Genomic DNA, 18,085 nt, shown 5'->3' on the forward strand with positions numbered 1-18,085 from the left:
CGACATCCTCCTTTTAACGGAATTATTATAGCACAATTTGGCGATTTTGAATGCGCTTGTAGGGAGACTGTGGTTTTGCGGACATTGACTTTTCAAAAGATCATGTGATATAAATAAATTCAATTGGATATTTCTAAAGGCGGAGAAGGGCATCAGTAAAAGGGAATCCTTGGTTTTCAGAGAGTCGGTGGATGGTGCGAACCGATGGCGGGACCTTTTGAATTACAGTCCGGAGCCGTCCGGGGGAACGGATAAAAGCGTCAAGGCTTGTCCCAGTAGTCCGGCACCGGGTACGATTAGCGCCCGTTATTTGAATGAAGCGAAGGCTCTGAATCGTACTATTTCAGTATGGCGGCAAGGAGCTTTAACTAGGGTGGTACCGCGAGTCTCTTTCTCGTCCCTTGGGATGAGGAGGAGGCTTTTTTGTGTGCGTCTATTTAGGAAGTATCAACATCGAAAGGGGTTGCTATTATGAAGTGGGAAGAATTATCGCCGGAGCAGCAGCGTGAGGTCGAGCGCCAACTGGAGATTATCGCGCGCGGAGTTGTGGAAATCGTGCCGGAAGAGGAACTGAAGCGAAAAATCATGAAATCGGTCGTCTCCGGCGTGCCGCTCAATGTCAAGCTGGGTCTGGACCCGTCGGCGCCGGATATCCATGTGGGCCATACGGTCGTTATGCATAAGCTGCGCCAATTTCAGGAGCTGGGCCATCAGGTGCAGCTGATTATCGGGGATTTCACGGGGCGGATCGGCGACCCGACGGGCAAATCGGAAACGCGCAAGCAGCTGACCGAGGAGGATGTGAAGCGGAACGCGGAAACATACAAGAAGCAGCTTCATAAAATCCTTGATCCCGAGAAGACAAAAGTATACTACAATTCGGAATGGCTCGGGCCAATGACCTTTGCGGATGTTGTGGGATTGTCGGCAAAAGTGACCGTTGCGCGCATGCTGGAGCGTGACGATTTCACCAAGCGGTACCAGAGCGGACAGCCGATCAGCATTCACGAGTTCTTCTATCCGCTGATGCAGGGCATGGATTCCGTGGCTCTGAAAAGCGACGTGGAGCTCGGCGGAACGGACCAGAAATTCAATCTGCTGATGGGACGCACGCTGCAAAAAGAATACGGCGTCGATACCCAGGCTGCAATTATGACTCCGCTGCTTGAAGGCCTTGACGGCGTACAGAAGATGAGCAAGAGTCTTGGCAACTACATCGGCATTGACGAAGAGCCGAATGAAATTTACGGCAAAGCCATGTCCGTCCCGGATGAGCTGATGCTGAAATATTATTCGCTTGCGACTGACATCGACAACGAGGAACTGAAAGAGCTGGAGAAAGGACTGGAGTCTGGAACGGTTCATCCGCGGGACGCCAAAATGAAGCTGGCGAATACGTTCGTCAGAATGTATCACGGCGCCGAGGCGGCGGATGCAGCGCAGCAGCACTTTGTGACCGTATTCCAGCAGCGGGCGCTGCCGGACGATATCGAAACAGCGGTTCTGCCAGCTGCGGAGCTAACGGATGGCGCCATTCGGCTGACAAAGTTGCTTACGCTGATTGGCTTTGCCGCTTCCAATGGGGAAGCTAAGCGCAGCATTCAGCAGGGGGCCGTCAAGCTGAACGAACAGAAGCTAAGCGACCCGAATGCCGACATCGTCCCCCAGGACGGGGACATCATTCAGGTAGGCAAGCGCAAGTTCGCCAAGCTGACTCTGGAATAGGTATAACGCACGTCTAATAAGCAAAATAGAAGGAGGGTGACCGGGAAGCAATCCGGTTCACCCTCTTTTGGCATGCCTGCGAGGGCATATGCAGATCATCGGCCATGGAATCTTAACATAGTAGCAAACAGTAAATCATTTGGTTATGTCCGGAGAACGTAAAGAAGCCTCCGGAAGTTCCGGAGGCTTCTGCCGGACGATTTGTCCAGCTAATTTTAACGGTTGTAGAATTCGACGATTTGTTTCTCGTCGATATCTTGGGAAAGCTCAGCGCGCTCAGGCAGACGGATGAACTTACCTTCCACTGCAGCGTCGGAGTATTCCAGGTAAGCTGGCAGATGAGTGCGGTTAACCAGTGCTTCCTTAACGGAAGACAAGGCACGGCTTCTCTCACGAAGGCCGATAACGTCGCCGGTGCTCACAAGGTAAGAAGCGATGTCAACCTTTTTGCCGTTGACCGTTACGTGGCCGTGGGAAACCAATTGACGCGCTCCTGCGCGGGAGTTGGCAAAGCCAAGACGGTAAACGAGGTTGTCCAGACGGCTCTCAAGCAGGAACATGAAGTTCTCGCCTGCGATCCCCTGCATGCCGTGCGCTTTGTGGAACAAAGTGCGGAATTGTTTTTCGCCCAAGCCGTACATGTGACGCAGTTTTTGCTTCTCCAGAAGCTGTTGACCGTAGTTGCTTACTTTTCTGCGTTGGTTAGCGCCATGCTGTCCCGGAGGGAAAGGGCGTTTCAGGTCTTTGCCAGTGCCGCTCAGGGAAATGCCCAGACGACGGCTGAGTTTGAATTTAGGTCCGGTGTAACGTGCCATGTTATAGTAGACTCCTTTTTAATTGTAATTTCAGCAGGGCTCTATTTGCGCCGCATTTCGTAATTGCGACAGACCGAATTGGCGCCGCGCTGCCGGGAAAGTTCAGCCGCTGCCCCGGGCAGACGAAAAGCGTGAGGGTGACACAACGTTACGCCCAATAAAGACTTGTTACAGTCTTGTTCAACAATATATATTATATGAAAATGTTATTCAAAGTCAAGAGTGCACACCGAAGTTTATGATATTTTTTGTTTTTTGGTTCTTTATACCTAAAAAAGTCCCGATTTATCTGAAAAACTAATGCAGGACGGACGAAAAAAGAGTAAAATAGTCTTATTGCAACAGCGGCGGATTATTATTCGGGATGCAAAGGGGGTCCTTCTTATGTCAGAGCAGGAAGCTATAGGCTGCATGGACAGCCATGAACGGATACGAAAAGCCCAGACATCGGGGCGCAGCTTCAAGGATCCCGTCGAGTGGCTTGGGAGAATGGACATTAATCGGCATGATTTTCCTTATGCTTCAGGCTTGATTGCGGACAGTTTTGATGAATGGTACAAAAAGGACGCCGCGCTTTCTTTTACAGAGTCGTGGAAATGGTGCATATTTGATTATACGGGCAAGTGGCTGGCTGACAGCAGCGGAGCAAGAGAGCCGGGCAACCCTTTATGGGAGCAGATTGTGGCTGTCTGTTTGCAAACGGCCGGGGAGTGCACACTTCAAATTGAAGAGAACGGAGTGGAAACGTCTTTTTTCGCAATGCCGGTGGGCACCAGGTCTAACGGGGAGATCTTTGCCCTGCTCGGATGCGCAATGCCCACGGAGCAGTTCGCAAAAGGCGGGCGCAATGCTGCCGAGGCAATGGCCAAGCATTTCAGCACATGCTTCTACAGGCAATTCGAATATGTATTTGTGACCGATCTTGCAAGCGTGCATATTCACGAAGAACGCGAGAGCAGCCGCCGTTCGCTGCTGTTTCAGATTGTGCAGCGGATGTATGACAGCATCGACGTCGACGCTGTGCTGACCGAGGTAATCGCCAGCATTTCCGCGATGTATCCGGGGGCCGACCTTACGCTCTACATGTCACAGGATCACCGCCGCGCGCATCCTCAGGTGAAGCATCTCCCGCTTCGCTGGAATCAGGAAGACGTCTGCGGGAAGGCGTTCAAGAGCGGCCGAGTGGCCCTGCGGACAATTAACGAGGATAACCAGCTTGTAGAGATTGGATTGCCTCTTGGCGGCAAGCAGGGCGTATATGGTGTGTTCCATTTGGTGATGCGGGTTCCAGCCCATCAGAACATGGATAACATGGATATGTCTTTTCTGTCCATGGTGGCGAGCACCGCGGGAACCGCCTTTGAGAACGCGAAGCTGTATGAGCGTTCCAATCAGCTTATACGCGAACTGCGGATGAGCAATGGGTTGAGCGAACGCTTGAATCAGAGTCTTCAGTTGGGTGAAACCTTTGAAGCGGCTTTTGAAGGACTGCTGGAAATGTTTGAGGCCGACTACTGCTGCATTCTCCATTACAGCGAAGACAAGGATGGACTTGAGGCGGTCATGTGCAACTACCCCGGCCTGAGCAATGAAATCATCGAAGTCGGCAGGGGAATAGGAGGAAAGGTATATTCCTTGGGAGAACCGGTCATTTTAACCGAGTATGACCAATCGGGTGCAAGGTCGAGACTAATGGACTTTACGGATTCACAGTCGCTGATCGCTACTCCGCTAAGCGTTGGCGGGGAAGTGCGCGGAGCGATTATGCTGGCTCACCGGCGCCCGCACTATTTTTCCTTTGATAATTTCAGGCTGCTACAAGCGCTTGCGGGACAAATCGGCCTCGCAGTGGGCAATGCGCTTCTGCATGCGGAGGTGCACCGGCTCGCCAACAGAGATTCGCTGACCGGGCTGCATGCAAGGCATTACCTCGATCAATCCATTAAGGAAATGCAGAACTGCGATTTCTGCGGCACTCTCGTTGTCGTCGATATCGACAATTTCAAATCGGTAAACGATACATACGGACATCAAAAAGGCGACCATATTCTGAAGCAGGTGAGCGATATTTTACGGGCGTCGATCCGTCAGGGAGATCTGGCGGCAAGGTGGGGCGGCGAAGAGCTGGCACTCTACCTGCCGCAGTTGAACGCACAGCAAGCCTATGTTGTGGCGGAACGTATCCGGTTGCGGGTTCAGAAAGAGACGGACCCCTCCGTTACCGTCTCCTGCGGTATTGCGGAGTGGGACTGGACGGAAAAAGACCGTGCGAGCGCGGATTCCCTTTTTTACAGGGCGGACATGGCGCTGTATGAGGCGAAGAACAACGGCAGGAACAAAGTGGTGGTAGAGGCGGAGGTCCGCCAGAATTGACAAAAAGCTCCTAAAGAGGGATTTCCCGGCTTTGGAGCCTTTTTGCATAAGCTCTTTGAACATGGAAACGATATAGCTACAACTGTGAAAAGAGGGTCTTAGCTCAATGATGACACTGCTTGCGAAAAGGATGTTCACGGTGCTGCTGGCAATTAGCTGCGGTCTTGCCGGCGGTTGCGGCCCGGAGAACGGAAAAACGGCCGGGGAGCTGCTGGAACTGGCTTTAGCTGGCATGACGGGAACCGACGGGGTAACATTTGAGGGAGAGACGGCGCTGCGGGTGGACGGCAGGCAGCTGCCGGAGGCATCGCTATATTACGGCGGAGAGTTGATCGACCATAAATCGCTCCGTATTTATAACCTGCTTCCGGATGCGGCGAAGTCTCAGGAACTCTCAGGCGATCTGAAGCAGCGGTCTGAAAGGCCTACTCTCTACAGCAGACTGGAGAAAAGCAGCGGACGATGGAGGGTGCTGTCCCTGAACGAAGATGAAGGCGGCAACCCGCTCCCGGGACTGAACCCCATCCGCCAGCTTGAGGAACTGAAAATAATGAAAAAAACGGTGACGAAAGAAGTGGGGGCGGGAGGAAAAGTACGTCTCCTGAGGATAGAACTCGACCCTCAGCAGGCCCATAATCAGTTGGCCGCCGAACTCGAAGCGGAGATGAGCGCTCTCCGGACGGCCTCCACAAGCGCAACAAGCTCGAGTGACAGGACGACGGCGGGGGTTTCCCCACTAGAGATACTGTGGAACCGCGAGAATGGAGAGCTGCAGCGAAGGCTTCGGGATGCCAAGGTGGAGACCGTTTACCATCTGGAGGTGGATGTAAGGCGAAATTTGCCCAAAAGCTTGTCCAGACAGCGGACGATTACCTTCCTTTCTTCCGATGGAAAGACACGCCGGGAAACGTTTGTTTCCAGGGTTGATTTTTACGGATACAAGTAGACGCCGCCCCCTTGATGATACTCTTGCGCTTCGTTCTGGTCGTGCTACAATAAGAAAGCATGCTTATTTTTACCAAAAAGGAAGGAAGAACAAGAAATGAAAGATCCCCGAATTCAGAAATTGGCCGCAAATCTGGTCGGCTACTCCGTAAACGTACAACCGGGTGAGAACGTGTTGGTCGAAATGATCGGCAGTGAACGTGATCTCGTTAAAGCTATTGTAGAGGAAATCGGGAAGGCCGGAGGCCATGCGTTTGTGCAGCTGATCGACCGTACCGTACTGCGCAGCATGCTGATGACTGCTACTGAGGAAAGTCTGTGTACTTGGGCTGAAATCGATTTGAACCGTATGAAGCAAATGCAGGCATATATCGGCATCCGCGCCGGCGAGAATGTCAACGACTTGTCCGACGTGCCGGAAGAGAAAATGCGTCTGTACAATTCGCTTTATTCCCATCCTGTACATAGCGAGCAGCGGGTGAAGCATACGAAATGGGTAGTCCTGCGGTATCCGAACTCCAGCATGGCACAGCTTGCCAATACGAGCACGGAAGCTTTTGAGGATTTTTATTTCAACGTCTGCAACCTGGATTACGCCAAAATGGATAAAGCCCAGGACCCGCTTGCGGAACTCATGAGCAAGACGGAGAAGGTGCGGATCACGGGTCCTGGAACGGATATTTCCTTTTCCATCAAAGGGATCGGCGCCCAGAAATGTTCGGGTCATAGAAACATTCCGGACGGCGAAGTATACAGCGCGCCTGTGCGCGATTCAGTCAACGGTACGATCAGCTATAACGCGCCAACCTTATATAACGGCATCACGTTTGAGAACATCAAGCTTACCTTTGCAAACGGCAAAATTGTTGAAGCGACCAGCAACGATACCGCCCGCCTTAACGAGATTCTGGATTCGGACGAAGGCGCGCGCCATATCGGTGAGTTCGCCATCGGCTTCAATCCTTATATTTTGCATCCGATGAAAGATATTCTGTTCGATGAAAAAATCGCCGGCAGCCTCCATTTTACGCCGGGTCAAGCATACGACGTGACCGACAACGGGAACCGTTCCTCCATTCATTGGGATCTCGTTCTGATCCAGCGTCCTGAATACGGCGGCGGGGAAATTTATTTCGACGACAGACTGATCCGAAAGGACGGCGTGTTCGTCATTCCGGAACTCGAAGCGCTTAACCCGGAGCATTTGAAATAGAAGGACAAATATTTAGATAAATCCTTGCGCCGGTAAGCGGCTTCAATGTATCATTGAATTGTTTATACAGCATATAATTTCTTAAATTTAGTTGCGGAGGGATTCACATGTCCAGTAACAGTAACAATGCAGCCATCGTGGAAATTGCTCAAACGGCGAGCAAGTTCGCTTCCTCGATCGTCCTTCAGGCTGACAGCAAGTACATTGACGTAAAAAGTATCCTTGGTCTGTTCACAACTCTGGTATCCAGCCAGAATTATGAACTGCATGTACATGGCAGCGATGCCGAGGATGCGAAGAAGGCGATGAGTGAAGTCTTCGCCAAGCACAGCCTGAAATTTACGGTTGTAGAGGAATAATACGGGTTCTCAGCAAAGGCTCTGCCGCTCCGGCAGGGCTTTTTATGCTGACTGGAGAACTGCATTCTTGTATTGGCAACCGATTTCGACTAATATTAAATATAATAGCGATGAAGCTGTAAATTTGGACATGGGGGGGAAGATGCATGACTTCGTCGGAATTGCAGGAACAATTAAACATCTTAGCAGTCACTCTTCTGCAAGAAGATGCCGATAAGATTCAGAAGCTCATCGAAGTGCAGATGGAGAATCTGGCAACTCGCTACTGCCCTCTCTATGAGGAAGTGCTGGACACCCAAATGTACGGCTTCTCCAGAGAGGTCGACTTTGCGGTCAGAGCGGGTCTGCTGCCCGAGCTTACAGGCAGAGAAATTGTAAGCAAGCTTGAACGGGAACTGGCGGTATTGTATGAAGCGCTGAACGAGAAGGCGAAACAATAGAACGGATCTTTTTTCATCACAGAACCGGACAAACCCGTAATAACAAATCGCGCCTGGGATTCCAAGCGCGATTTTTGTTTGGTCTTAAACGAGGTAGAAAGAAACGCCGAGGATGATATACACGCCCAGAAGCAGCAGCCCTTCGTACCAGTTGGTCGCGCCGTCCTGGGTGATCGATCTGGCGATGAAGACCGCTACGGCGATCGCCACCAGTTCGATGGTGGTGAAGACAATATCCATGGTATTGCCGAGAAAATAGCTGGCGAAAATAAGTACAGGCGCCACGAACAGGGCGATTTGAAGGCTGCTGCCGACCGCGATTTCCACAGCCGCGCCGATCTTGTTCTTCGTGGCGAGCAGGATGGCGGCGCTGTGCTCTGCGGCGTTACCAATAATTGCAACCAGGAACGCGCCGACGAACAGCTCGCTGAGTCCAAAGCGTTCAGTCAGGCTCTCCAGCGTGCCGACCAGCCATTCACTGACAAAAGCGACCATAACAGTGGCGAGAATCAGGTACAGAATCGATTTACCCTTTGACCATGAGGGCGCATGCTCGTTCGGCAGCTCTTCCTCACTGTCTGCGGTAACGTCGTCCAAATATTGTTTATGCGTAATCATCGAGAAGAGCAGCCAGGCGATATAGGCAACGATCAGGACCCCGGCTACAACCAGGCTGAGCGTATCGGTCTCCCCTTCGGTAATCGAATGGGTGCTTAGGAACATGGCCGGAACGAACAAGGCGATTACGCCCACAATCATTAGCGAGCCGTTCATCCCAGCCAGTGTAACATTGAAATTCTGCACCTTGAACTTCAAGCCGCCCGCGAATATGCTAAGTCCCAGCACAAGCAGCAGATTGCCGATAATGGAACCGGTCAAACTCGCTTTTACCATGTCGAACAGCCCTTCTTTGACAAGGAAAAATGCAATAATCAGTTCGGCAGCGTTGCCGAAGGTAGCGTTGAGGAAGCCTCCCAGCCGTTGACCGGCGTAATGGGCGACGCTCTCCGTTGCTCTGCCGAGAAATCCGGCTACGAATACCACGGCGATGGCGGACAACACGAATTGAAGTGTATGATCCCAGTTGGCGTAATGTCCGATGGCGCTTAGTGCGAAGGTGATAACGAGCAGCGATGGAGAAATCCATTTTTTCAAAGTAAAGCACACTCCAATCTTCATTTTATGTACGTAACTCAATATACCCAAATTGTTCCGGTATGTAAACGAACATGCAGAACTGATTTGCATTTTAGCCTGTTTAGGAATTACAATAATTGATAATGAATATAGGGGGGAAATGGCATGGCGGAACAACTTCAACTGGAAATGGGAAATATACGAATCTCTAATGACGTAGTCTCAAAAATTGCCGGTATGGCTGCCTTGGAGACTCCGGGAATCGCAGCCATGTCAGGAGGGTTGTCGGAAGGCTGGGCCAAGCGTCTCAGCGGTAAAAACGTGCAAAAAGGCGTAACCGTGGAAGTAGGGCAGCTGGAGGCGGCGGTCGATTTGCGGATTATCGTGCTGTACGAAACGCCGATTCACGAGGTATGCCGGATGCTGCAGCAGAACGTCCGCGAAGCGGTGGAGAGCATGACAGGCCTGCGCGTCGTCGAGGTGAACGTCAAGGTGGAAGGCGTTGCTTTCAAGAACGATGAAATTTCGTAAGCAGATACAGTGAATGCGTGTTTTTTACGTAAATAAGTCATTAAAAAAGGGTGTCTCCTCCGTACCGTCAGGTAAGAGGGAGAACCCTTTTGTTGTATACGCGGATTAATTACGGTTGGTTAGCGGGATATTGAACGGGTGATCCTGACCGATTTCGTATGCTCTTCTCTCGTTGGACGGGCGCTTTCACGCGAAATGTTAAGCATAATCCCCATCGACAGCATCGTGACCAGAAGTGAAGAGCCGCCGTAGCTGATAAATGGAAGCGTAACACCAGTCAGCGGAATAGTCTTTGTTACCCCGCCGATATTGACAAAGGCCTGAATCGCGATAAGTCCCATGACTCCGATGCCGATCAAGGTTCCGAAAGGGTCCTTGCACCTAAGCGCCACGAGAATGCCTCTCCAGATAAAATAGAGATAAACCAGCAGAAACAGAAGCGTGCCGGCAAAACCGAGCTCCTCACCGATGACGGCAAATATAAAGTCCGTATACGGATATGGCAGATAATGCAGCTTTTGCACGCCTTTGCCGATACCGGAACCGCCCAAGCCGCCTTCTCCAAGCGCGGTCAAGGATTGTCTGATATTATATCCGGCCCCATCGGGGTCCTGGAACGGATCGATAAACGCTTCAATCCGGCCTTGGCGGTAATCCTTGTTGGCCGCCGCCTGCTCCGTATGGGGAGAAAGGGAGTCGATCATCATTTTGGCGCCGAGCACCAGACCCACGCCCAGTATGAGCAGTCCGATGGACGCCAAAATATGTTTCAGGCTGGCGCCCCCGGCGAAAATAACCAGCCCGCTTGTGGCGACGAGAATGATGCAGGAACCGAGGTCCGGCTGCAGCATAATCAGTCCTGCGACAATGCCCACAATAACCATGACCGGAATATAACCAGTCTTTAGATCACGAAGGCGTTCACCTTTTTTGGTAATCAGGGCGGCCAGATACAGGATAATCGATAATTTGGCAAGCTCCGTCGGCTGGATGCCGAGTCCGCCAATGCTCATCCAGCTGCTTGCCCCGTTGATCCCCTCGGTAGTAGCCACAAATAGAAGCAGAACCAGGGTGATTACGAACAGCGGCGCATACCATTTTTTGAATTTAGTGTAAGGGATGTTCATTGAAACAAACATCACCACGGTGCCGAGCACAGCCCAAATGATCTGCTTTTTCAAAAAATACAGCGGGTCGTGACCGAATTTCTTGTCGACCAAAGTGAGGGCTGAACTTGAACTGAAGACCATGATTAGGCCGAATCCGGCCAACAACAGCGTCAAAATTAATAGTTGAAAATCGGGTGTGCCCTTCCTTGGGCGATTGTCGTTTTCTTTCATTCCTTCATCCCATTCATGCCTCAAGTAGTGTTTTTAATTCAACGATCCGTTCTCCGGCAATGTCCAGCACAGACTGTGGAACGGTTGACTCGTATTCCAGACCGTGGGGAAAGGTTGCTTTGCCCAGGTAAACGGCTTCAATCGACAATACGGCGTCCGGCTTCTCAAGTTTGCCCTCGACTGCGCGGGTGTTGATCCGCAGAAAGTAATCCCCGCCGCCAGCAGCGTCTTCGATTTTGCAGTCATAGGTAGCCCGGTAGTATTCCCACTGCCAGCGGATGAAACCAGCCTTCTCGGCGCTCTCGTCCAGATACTGAAGATCGCTTTGCAGTCCTACAAGACCCGTATTCTCAAAAATCATTGGCGTGCCAACCCCCTTATGAAGTAAATCTAATAAAGGTATCCAATTTGGCCCAATAACGTATTCTACCTCATGATATTATGTTTAACAGGGCTATGCAAGACTGAAAGCGGGATGGAATACCCCGTTTCTGCCATTTCTGATACAATAAAAGAATACTGCCGCTGCAGGGGGAGACAGCCTTACAGGCGGTTCTTCCTTTGGGGAGCGGATTAGGCGAAGGGAATGGATAATATGGAGCAAGAACCGATAGAAATGCTGCAGCCGGCTATGGTAGAGTGGCGCCGTTATTTGCATCAGCATCCGGAGCTGTCGTACCAGGAGCGGGAGACATCGGCTTTTGTGGCTGAGAAATTGGAAAGCTTTGGGCTTGAAGTGAGGAGAAGCGAGTCTGGTTATGGCGTTATTGGAATATTAAAAGGCGGACAGCCGGGAAAGACGGTAGTCCTCCGGGCGGATATGGACGCTCTGCCAATCCAGGACGAGAAGGAATGCGACTATGCTTCACAAAAATCCGGCGTGATGCATGCTTGCGGGCATGATGGGCACACCTCCATCCTGCTGGCGGCAGCGAGTTATTACAGCAGCCGCAGGAATGAGCTGCGCGGCGAGGTGCGGTTCCTGTTCCAGCCTGCGGAGGAGGTATGCCCGGGCGGAGCCCTTGGCATGATCGGTGAAGGCGTGCTGCAAGGAGCCGACGCCGTGTACGGGCTGCACCTGTGGTCTACGCTGCCGATCGGAACGGTGGCAAGCGCGCCTGGTCCGCTGATGGCGTCGGCGGATGAATTCTTTATCGATATCATCGGCAAGGGAGGGCATGCCGGCATGCCGCACCGGACGATCGACAGCATTGCGGCGGGAGCGGCGCTCGTCACGCAGCTTCACAGCATTATCAGCCGCTTCGTAGATCCGCTGCAGCCGGCGGTCTTAAGCGTTGGCACCATTCAGGGCGGGTATGCCCAAAATGTTGTTGCTGAACGGTGCCGGATTACCGGAACGGTTCGGGCATACGATACGGAGACACGGGAGCTGCTCAAACGCAGAGTTGAAGAAATGGTGGCATCCGTTCCCGCGGCCTATGGCGCGGAATCGAAGCTGGATTATTTAATGGGCTATCCGCCGCTCGTTAATGATGAAGGTGAGGCGGCCCGCTTTTTCCGGGAAGCGCCTGCGGCGCTAGGCAGTTCGGTGAGGGTAGAACGGATCGAAAAGCAGATGCCTGCCGAGGATTTTGCCTATTATGTAAAGGAAATTCCCGGGTGCTTTATGTTCGTGGGGGCCGGAAATCCCGAGAAGAACGCGATATATCCGCATCATCACGCCAAATTTGATTTCGACGAGGAAGCGATGCTGCACGGACTCAAGCTGATGATTGCCATGACGGATTCTTGCCTGAACGAAGCGAAGGCCGAATAATTTTGCAGTAACAGGAGAACCTATTTACGTAATACGGATGGGCCAATGCGCCTTCAGCGCTTCAGCCGGGTATCGGCTGTGTCATCCGTAAAGCGAAAGGAGGGTTCTTCATTGAAGAAAACAGTTCAGGAAGTAATGACCACCCAGCCGGTTACGGTGACCCTGCAGGACAACATTTATGAAGCGGCCGTCAAAATGAGAGATAATGACACCGGATTTATTCCTGTCGTTGATTTCTCCGACGGCAATACGCTCATCGGCGTTGTTACCGACCGCGACCTTGTCATCCGTGGATATGCGGAGAAGCATTCGGGATCGACATCGGTGGAGAAAGTAATGACAACAGGAATTCGCTGCGCCTCGCAATCCACCTCGGTCGATGAAGCCGCCGAATTGATGGCTTCGCAGCAAATTCGCCGCCTGCCGGTTACGGACGGCAAAAAGCTGATTGGAGTCGTGTCCATCGGCGACTTGGCGGTGCGTAATATTTTTGCGGACAATGCCGGAGCCGCGCTGTCCGATATCTCCGAGCAGCATGGCCTGCATTAGAACTGTTCTTATCTATAAGCTCATTCCCGGGTTGCCGGGATGGGCTTTTTCCTATGTGCAGCGAATTAGAGAAGATAGAATTTGCAAGAAGGATGGATGTGATTAACATGGGGCCGTGTCTAGTGCGCAAAGACCGGACAGTGCTGCTGGATTGCAGCCACCCGGAATTCGAAGCGGCCCGGGACCGTCTGCCGATGTTCGCGGAGCTGGTCAAGAGCCCTCCGCTCTATCATACATACCGGATAACTCCGCTGTCGCTGTGGAATGCGGCTGCGCTGGGAGCCTCGGCAGACGGAATCGCGGAATGCCTTGAGCTTTTGTCCGGTCGCGGGCTGCCTTCCGGGTTATCGGAAGAGATTAAGCTGCTGATGTCCAGATATGGGAGACTTACTTTATATTCGGCAGATGGAGAGGAGAGGCTGCTGCTGCGCGGAGACAGCGAAGAGTTGCTGAATGAGCCGGAGGTGGCAGCGGCTGCAGCCGCCTGCGGTTTCCACAGAACAGGTCCGGTTGAAATGACCGGAAACGCCGCCCGCCGGGGAATGTTGAAGCAGGAGCTGGCCGGGGCCGGATATCCGGTACTGGACAGCGCCGGTTACCATGAGGGCGAAGCGCTGGATATCAGCTGGAAGGAAGGCGATGATTCCTTTGAACTGAGGGATTACCAGCGGGAAGCGGCTGAACGGTTCGAAGCTATCGGCGGCAGCGGGATTATCGTTCTGCCCTGCGGTGCGGGCAAGACAATCGTCGGTCTGGCTGTGCTGGAGGCTTCAAATTACGAGACGCTAATCCTTACGTCCAATGCAACCTCGGTCCGTCAATGGACTGAGGAGCTGAAGATGCGAACCAATCTGGCTCCCGAATCCATCGGTGAATATACCGGCGAACGACGTCAGGTGCGGCCGGTTACGGTCGCCACCTATCAAATGCTGACGCACCGCGTTGCCAAAGGTGACGGGTTTAAGCATATGGGGCTCTTCAATGAACGGAATTGGGGGCTGATCATTTACGACGAAGTACATTTGCTCCCCGCTCCGGTCTTTCGGGCAACAGCCGAGATTCAGGCTACACGCCGTCTTGGCCTTACCGCTACACTGGTCAGAGAAGATGGGCGGGAGGGGGATGTTTTCTCCCTGATTGGTCCCAAAATCTATGACTGCCCCTGGAAGACGCTGGAGCGCCGGGGCTGGATCGCTGCCGTCCAGTGTCTGGAAGTTCCTGTGCCAATGGAACCGGAGCTGAAGAAGCGGTATCTGTACGGGACGGCAAAAGAGAAGTTTCGTCTCGCTTCGGCCAATCCCGTCAAAGCGGAAATAGCGGTGAAGATTATCAAGGCGCACAAGGGAGCGTCCATTCTTGTCATCGGCCAGTATCTTGACCAGCTCACGGAGCTAGCTGCAATCGTCGGAGCTCCGGTCATTACCGGAAAGACACCGCAGAAAGAGCGGTTAAAGTTGTACAACGCATTTAATGAAGGCATTTTACCGGTGCTGGTCGTATCCAAGGTTGCCAACTTTGCCGTCAATCTTCCGGATGCTTCGGTTGCCATCGAGGTGTCGGGCGCGTTCGGCTCCCGTCAGGAAGAAGCGCAGCGGCTGGGCCGGGTGCTGCGCCCGAAGCAGGGAGACAACCGGGCTTTTTTCTATACGCTGGTAACGGAAGACAGCAGAGAGCAGGAGTTCGCGCTTCGCCGGCGGCTGTTTCTGACGGAGCAGGGCTATGAGTACACCGTGATGCCTAAGTTCTGCGAAGAAAGCGAGATACGATTCGAAGAACCGGAATGCGAGAATCCGCACAAAGAGGAGGCTTCAGGATCATAATGACGATGAATGACCGGCGAACCAGAAATGGAGATGCGGAGCTTCAGAGGCTGTCCGGCCAGGCATGTGAAGTGCTCAAACGAATTTGCGCGGCACATGCGGACCATCCGTTTCAGGAAGGGAAGGAAGATTCGCTTCGTCCGTTTGAGATGACCCGTGCCGAATTCAGGTTGGCGCTTTCGGAGCTTTGGCGGGAAGGATGGCTTGTTGCGGTTCGGAAAATTGGGGGTGCGAAACTATTCTTTATTCCGTCCGGAAGATGGGAGGCTGCGCAAAGCAGACTTTTCCCTATAAATCCTTCCACCTTGAGTTCAGACGGGATTCAACTGTCCGCCCTGGCGGGCCAGGGGCTGGCGGGAGAACTGTTTCGCGTCCTGCTGTTTGCGGCGGAGGAAGGACTACCACTAACCACCAAAGGGGCCGTCCATAAAAAATATGTTAACTTGCTCGCCGCTAAGCTTCAACTGAACGAGGGTAATTTGCAGGGGCTGGGTCTGCGCTCGCCGTATCCGGATAATTATCCACTCCCCGCAATCTTGGCTATTGATCTCCTGCTTCATCTGGGGCTGCTTGAGCGAAGTCAGCAGGCTTATTCGCTCGCGGCCCCTTCGGTGGAGAATTGGCTGCGCCTTGATGACAGCGAAATGTTTACGCTTCTTCTAGACGCAGTCTCCCGGCGATACGGCCGCCGGACAGCAGCCGATCGGCATTTCCGCTGTCTGATCGCTCGCCCCGAACATATTCCGGGCCGCTGGTATTCGCTGGAGGATACAATCGGCTGGATGGAGGCGCAAGGATTGTCTGCGCCCGGGGAAAGAGACACGCTTGCGGAGGCATCCATCGCATGGCTGAACTGCCTTGCCGGATTCGGCTGGTGCGAAGTCGGCATCTCCGCCGGCGAAACCCCTTGCTTCCGCTGGACATCCGTGAAGCCGCCAGCGGAGAAGCCTATGCTGAAGGGAGGTCAAGCTGCGGAGCGGATTATCGTGCAGCCGGATCTTGAGGTGCTCGTCCCGGAGGAGACGCCCTATAGGCTTCGCTGGAGTCTGGCCTGCTTCGCTGAGCTGGCTCAGTGCGATTGCATGTGGAGCTTCAGACTGACTAGGGAACGGCTGGCGTGGGCATGCGGAAGAGGGATGTCTCCGCAAGAGATCATCGCCTGGCTGGAAAGATTCACGGATAACGGCCTGCCTGGCGAGGTCAGAGCCGTACTCGGCCAATGGAGCCGCGATATCGGCCGTACAGCGCTTGCAGAGACACTGGTGCTCACCTGCAGAAACGAACAGGATGCCGATTTGATTGCCGGGCATCCCAGGCTGCAGGGCAGTCTTGAAAGGCTCGGACCACGCCATTTCGGCGTCAACCGTGACCGGATTGGCCTGATCCGCAAGGAGCTCGCTTCAGCGGGTATGGCTCCCCTGGAAGGGCAACCCAGCCGAAGCGATGAAGCGACAAGTGAGGACGGGCTGCTCCGTCTGAGCAGCCCCCATTCCGCGGAGAGCGAACCTGGCCCCCGATTTGCTCTGCCAACCGTTCCGGCCGCAGGGCTGTGGTACGGCGATGATTATGCCGCTGCTCTGCCGAAGGAGATGCCGCCAACGCTTAAGTCTGCCAAGGAATTATGGCCGGATTCGGCGGATGTCCCGTCCATGTGGATCAAAGAAAGGCGCCGATACCACGCTTCAACTAATCGTTTAATTATGGAACAGGCAATAAAATGGGGGACAAAGGTAAGGCTGACTATGGAAGAACGGACATGCGAATTTATTCCCTCCCGCATATTGCCGGGAGCGTGGAGGGTATCCGGATATTTACTCGGCGAATCTGGTGAAACTTCGCAAGAACGGGAGTTTTCCGACGGGGACTGGGACAAGATTCAGCTCGTTGTCCCCTCTTTTCCCACCCTTCCCCCTTCTGCTCCAGGCGGCGGTTGTGGTATGATGGGATAGTCCACCCGAAAAGTGGAACATTCATTACGGAAGTCGAGATGAAATTCATGAGCGTAGCGGAATATAATACGGTCGATATGGCCGAAGTGCTGACAAACGCCTATGAATTGGGCGATATGATTAATCAATCCGCCGAAGTGGCGGATTATTTATACTGGAAGGGGCGGGTTGCCGCTAATTCCGATATCCAGAACCTGATCAAAAAGCTTCGGAGCAAAAAAGAACTGTTCGAGGAAACCCAGCGTTTCGGCCATTTCCATCCGAATTATCATGCAGCCAAGGAAGAGGTTGCGGCGGTGGAGGCTGAACTGGATGAATTCGAGGAGGTTGCCCGTTTTAAGCTGGCAGAGAAGGCGCTGGACGATATGCTCCATTCCATGTCGGAGACGATTGCCTTTGCGGTTTCGGACAGCATCAAGGTTCCCGGCAATGATCCTTTGCCTAAAGGCGGCTGCGGCAGCGGAGGCAAATGCTCCTGCGGCTGATCCGCCGAAGGAAGCCATAGACAGAAAGGCGGAGAAACGCATGATTGCGGAACGCACAGGTTATATCATTTGGGTCAGCGACGTAAAAGCCGCGCGAAATTTGGAGAAATACGGCACCCTGCATTACATTTCACGCAAAATGCACTACGCGGTCATGTATGTAAATACGGACCGTGCAGAGGAAATTATGAAGAACGTGCGAAGACTGTCTTACGTGCGCAAGATCGAACGTTCGTATCGGAATGAGTTGAAGACGGAGTACTCCGGCAGCGAACCGGACAAGACCCGCTATTACGGATTATAAGTCATAGCATCTCGCCCGGCAGACAGCAGGCCTGTTCGCGGTATCTCTTTAGCCAAAAAGGAAGAAGTCCGCCTCCTGGACCTCTTCCTTTTTTTGTATTTTTTCAAACGGGATCCGGTTCTTAATAATCAGCTGACCCGCATTATTCTTTGGGAAAATATTCCCGGATTTTATTGGGAGTTAATAGTATAGTCCTATAATCAAAATAATATCATGATTTGACGAAGCGGATATCAACTACGAATTGGTAGCGGAGACGAACATGCGTCACTATAATGCTGATTTTCAATAGCCCAATATTCTACGGGAAGCGTACCCTTCTG

At 52.8% G+C, this 18,085-nt stretch carries 17 protein-coding genes and 1 other annotated feature; of the genes, 13 read left to right on the forward strand and 4 right to left on the reverse strand.

The window, feature by feature from the left end; genetic code table 11:
* The first annotated feature begins 133 nt into the window (after positions 1-133).
* Positions 134-405 (forward strand) — a binding site (T-box leader).
* A gap of 66 nt (positions 406-471) precedes the next feature.
* Positions 472-1,725 (forward strand): tyrosine--tRNA ligase, encoded by a 1,254-nt coding sequence (gene tyrS, locus KP014_RS15785; RefSeq protein WP_036601049.1) that lies wholly within the window; start codon positions 472-474, stop codon positions 1,723-1,725.
* Positions 1,726-1,940: 215 nt separating this feature from the next.
* Here the strand turns inward: tyrS and rpsD are convergent, their stop codons facing one another.
* On the reverse strand, positions 1,941-2,540 hold the full coding sequence (gene rpsD, locus KP014_RS15790) for a 30S ribosomal protein S4 (RefSeq protein WP_036601056.1): 600 nt from the start codon (positions 2,538-2,540) through the stop codon (positions 1,941-1,943).
* A 384-nt stretch (positions 2,541-2,924) separates the two neighbouring features.
* Here rpsD and KP014_RS15795 point away from each other — a divergent pair, with 384 nt between their 5' ends.
* From KP014_RS15795 to KP014_RS15815, 5 genes are all read left to right on the forward strand, one after another.
* Positions 2,925-4,913 carry a sensor domain-containing diguanylate cyclase gene (locus KP014_RS15795; RefSeq protein WP_036601059.1) on the forward strand — a complete coding sequence of 663 codons (1,989 nt, stop codon included), beginning with the start codon at positions 2,925-2,927 and terminating at the stop codon, positions 4,911-4,913.
* Between the two features lie 106 nt (positions 4,914-5,019).
* Positions 5,020-5,859: a hypothetical protein gene (locus KP014_RS15800; protein ID WP_036601061.1), complete on the forward strand. Its 840-nt coding sequence runs from the start codon at positions 5,020-5,022 to the stop codon at positions 5,857-5,859.
* 96 nt (positions 5,860-5,955) lie between these two features.
* Positions 5,956-7,071 carry an aminopeptidase gene (locus tag KP014_RS15805; RefSeq protein WP_036601063.1) on the forward strand — a complete coding sequence of 372 codons (1,116 nt, stop codon included), beginning with the start codon at positions 5,956-5,958 and terminating at the stop codon, positions 7,069-7,071.
* Positions 7,072-7,178: 107 nt separating this feature from the next.
* The gene (locus KP014_RS15810) at positions 7,179-7,430 is read left to right on the forward strand and encodes an HPr family phosphocarrier protein (protein WP_036601064.1); all 252 of its coding nucleotides are present in this window, start codon (positions 7,179-7,181) and stop codon (positions 7,428-7,430) included.
* Positions 7,431-7,576: 146 nt separating this feature from the next.
* The gene (locus KP014_RS15815; RefSeq protein WP_036601066.1) at positions 7,577-7,870 is read left to right on the forward strand and encodes an Fpa/YlaN family protein; all 294 of its coding nucleotides are present in this window, start codon (positions 7,577-7,579) and stop codon (positions 7,868-7,870) included.
* An 84-nt stretch (positions 7,871-7,954) separates the two neighbouring features.
* On the opposite strand, the gene cax is transcribed toward KP014_RS15815, so the two are convergent.
* The gene (cax, locus tag KP014_RS15820) at positions 7,955-9,025 is read right to left on the reverse strand and encodes a calcium/proton exchanger (RefSeq protein WP_036601068.1); all 1,071 of its coding nucleotides are present in this window, start codon (positions 9,023-9,025) and stop codon (positions 7,955-7,957) included.
* 147 nt (positions 9,026-9,172) lie between these two features.
* Between cax and KP014_RS15825 the strand changes: the two genes are divergently transcribed.
* Positions 9,173-9,538, forward strand: a complete 366-nt coding sequence (locus KP014_RS15825; protein WP_025701447.1) for an Asp23/Gls24 family envelope stress response protein — start codon at positions 9,173-9,175, stop codon at positions 9,536-9,538.
* Positions 9,539-9,657: 119 nt separating this feature from the next.
* Here KP014_RS15825 and ftsW read toward each other — a convergent pair whose 3' ends face one another.
* Both ftsW and KP014_RS15835 read right to left on the reverse strand, forming a co-directional pair.
* Complete coding sequence (ftsW, locus tag KP014_RS15830; protein WP_036601072.1) at positions 9,658-10,878, reverse strand: putative lipid II flippase FtsW; 1,221 nt, start codon at positions 10,876-10,878, stop codon at positions 9,658-9,660.
* Between the two features lie 13 nt (positions 10,879-10,891).
* Positions 10,892-11,239, reverse strand: a complete 348-nt coding sequence (locus KP014_RS15835; protein WP_036601074.1) for a YugN family protein — start codon at positions 11,237-11,239, stop codon at positions 10,892-10,894.
* A gap of 225 nt (positions 11,240-11,464) precedes the next feature.
* On the opposite strand from KP014_RS15835, the gene KP014_RS15840 reads away from it, so the two are divergent.
* The 6 genes from KP014_RS15840 (at position 11,465) to KP014_RS15865 (ending at position 17,762) form a co-directional block, all read left to right on the forward strand.
* Positions 11,465-12,655 (forward strand): M20 family metallopeptidase, encoded by a 1,191-nt coding sequence (locus tag KP014_RS15840; RefSeq protein WP_090833913.1) that lies wholly within the window; start codon positions 11,465-11,467, stop codon positions 12,653-12,655.
* 135 nt (positions 12,656-12,790) lie between these two features.
* Entirely contained in the window at positions 12,791-13,204 is a 414-nt protein-coding gene (locus KP014_RS15845; protein ID WP_246590766.1) for a CBS domain-containing protein, read from the forward strand.
* 92 nt (positions 13,205-13,296) lie between these two features.
* Positions 13,297-15,024 (forward strand): DNA repair helicase XPB, encoded by a 1,728-nt coding sequence (locus KP014_RS15850; RefSeq protein ID WP_051499763.1) that lies wholly within the window; start codon positions 13,297-13,299, stop codon positions 15,022-15,024.
* Positions 15,024-16,973, forward strand: coding sequence for a helicase-associated domain-containing protein (locus tag KP014_RS15855; RefSeq protein WP_175491808.1), 1,950 nt, complete (start codon positions 15,024-15,026; stop codon positions 16,971-16,973). The genes KP014_RS15850 and KP014_RS15855 overlap by 1 nt, the downstream gene beginning before the upstream one ends.
* 47 nt (positions 16,974-17,020) lie before the next feature.
* Positions 17,021-17,458, forward strand: a complete 438-nt coding sequence (locus KP014_RS15860) for a YlbF/YmcA family competence regulator (protein ID WP_036588803.1) — start codon at positions 17,021-17,023, stop codon at positions 17,456-17,458.
* 40 nt (positions 17,459-17,498) lie between these two features.
* Complete coding sequence (locus tag KP014_RS15865) at positions 17,499-17,762, forward strand: YlbG family protein (RefSeq protein WP_036588788.1); 264 nt, start codon at positions 17,499-17,501, stop codon at positions 17,760-17,762.
* The last annotated feature ends 323 nt before the right edge of the window (positions 17,763-18,085 follow it).

Origin of the sequence: Paenibacillus sophorae (assembly GCF_018966525.1) — a bacterium.
Taxonomy (GTDB): Bacteria; Bacillota; Bacilli; order Paenibacillales; family Paenibacillaceae; genus Paenibacillus_AQ; species Paenibacillus_AQ sophorae.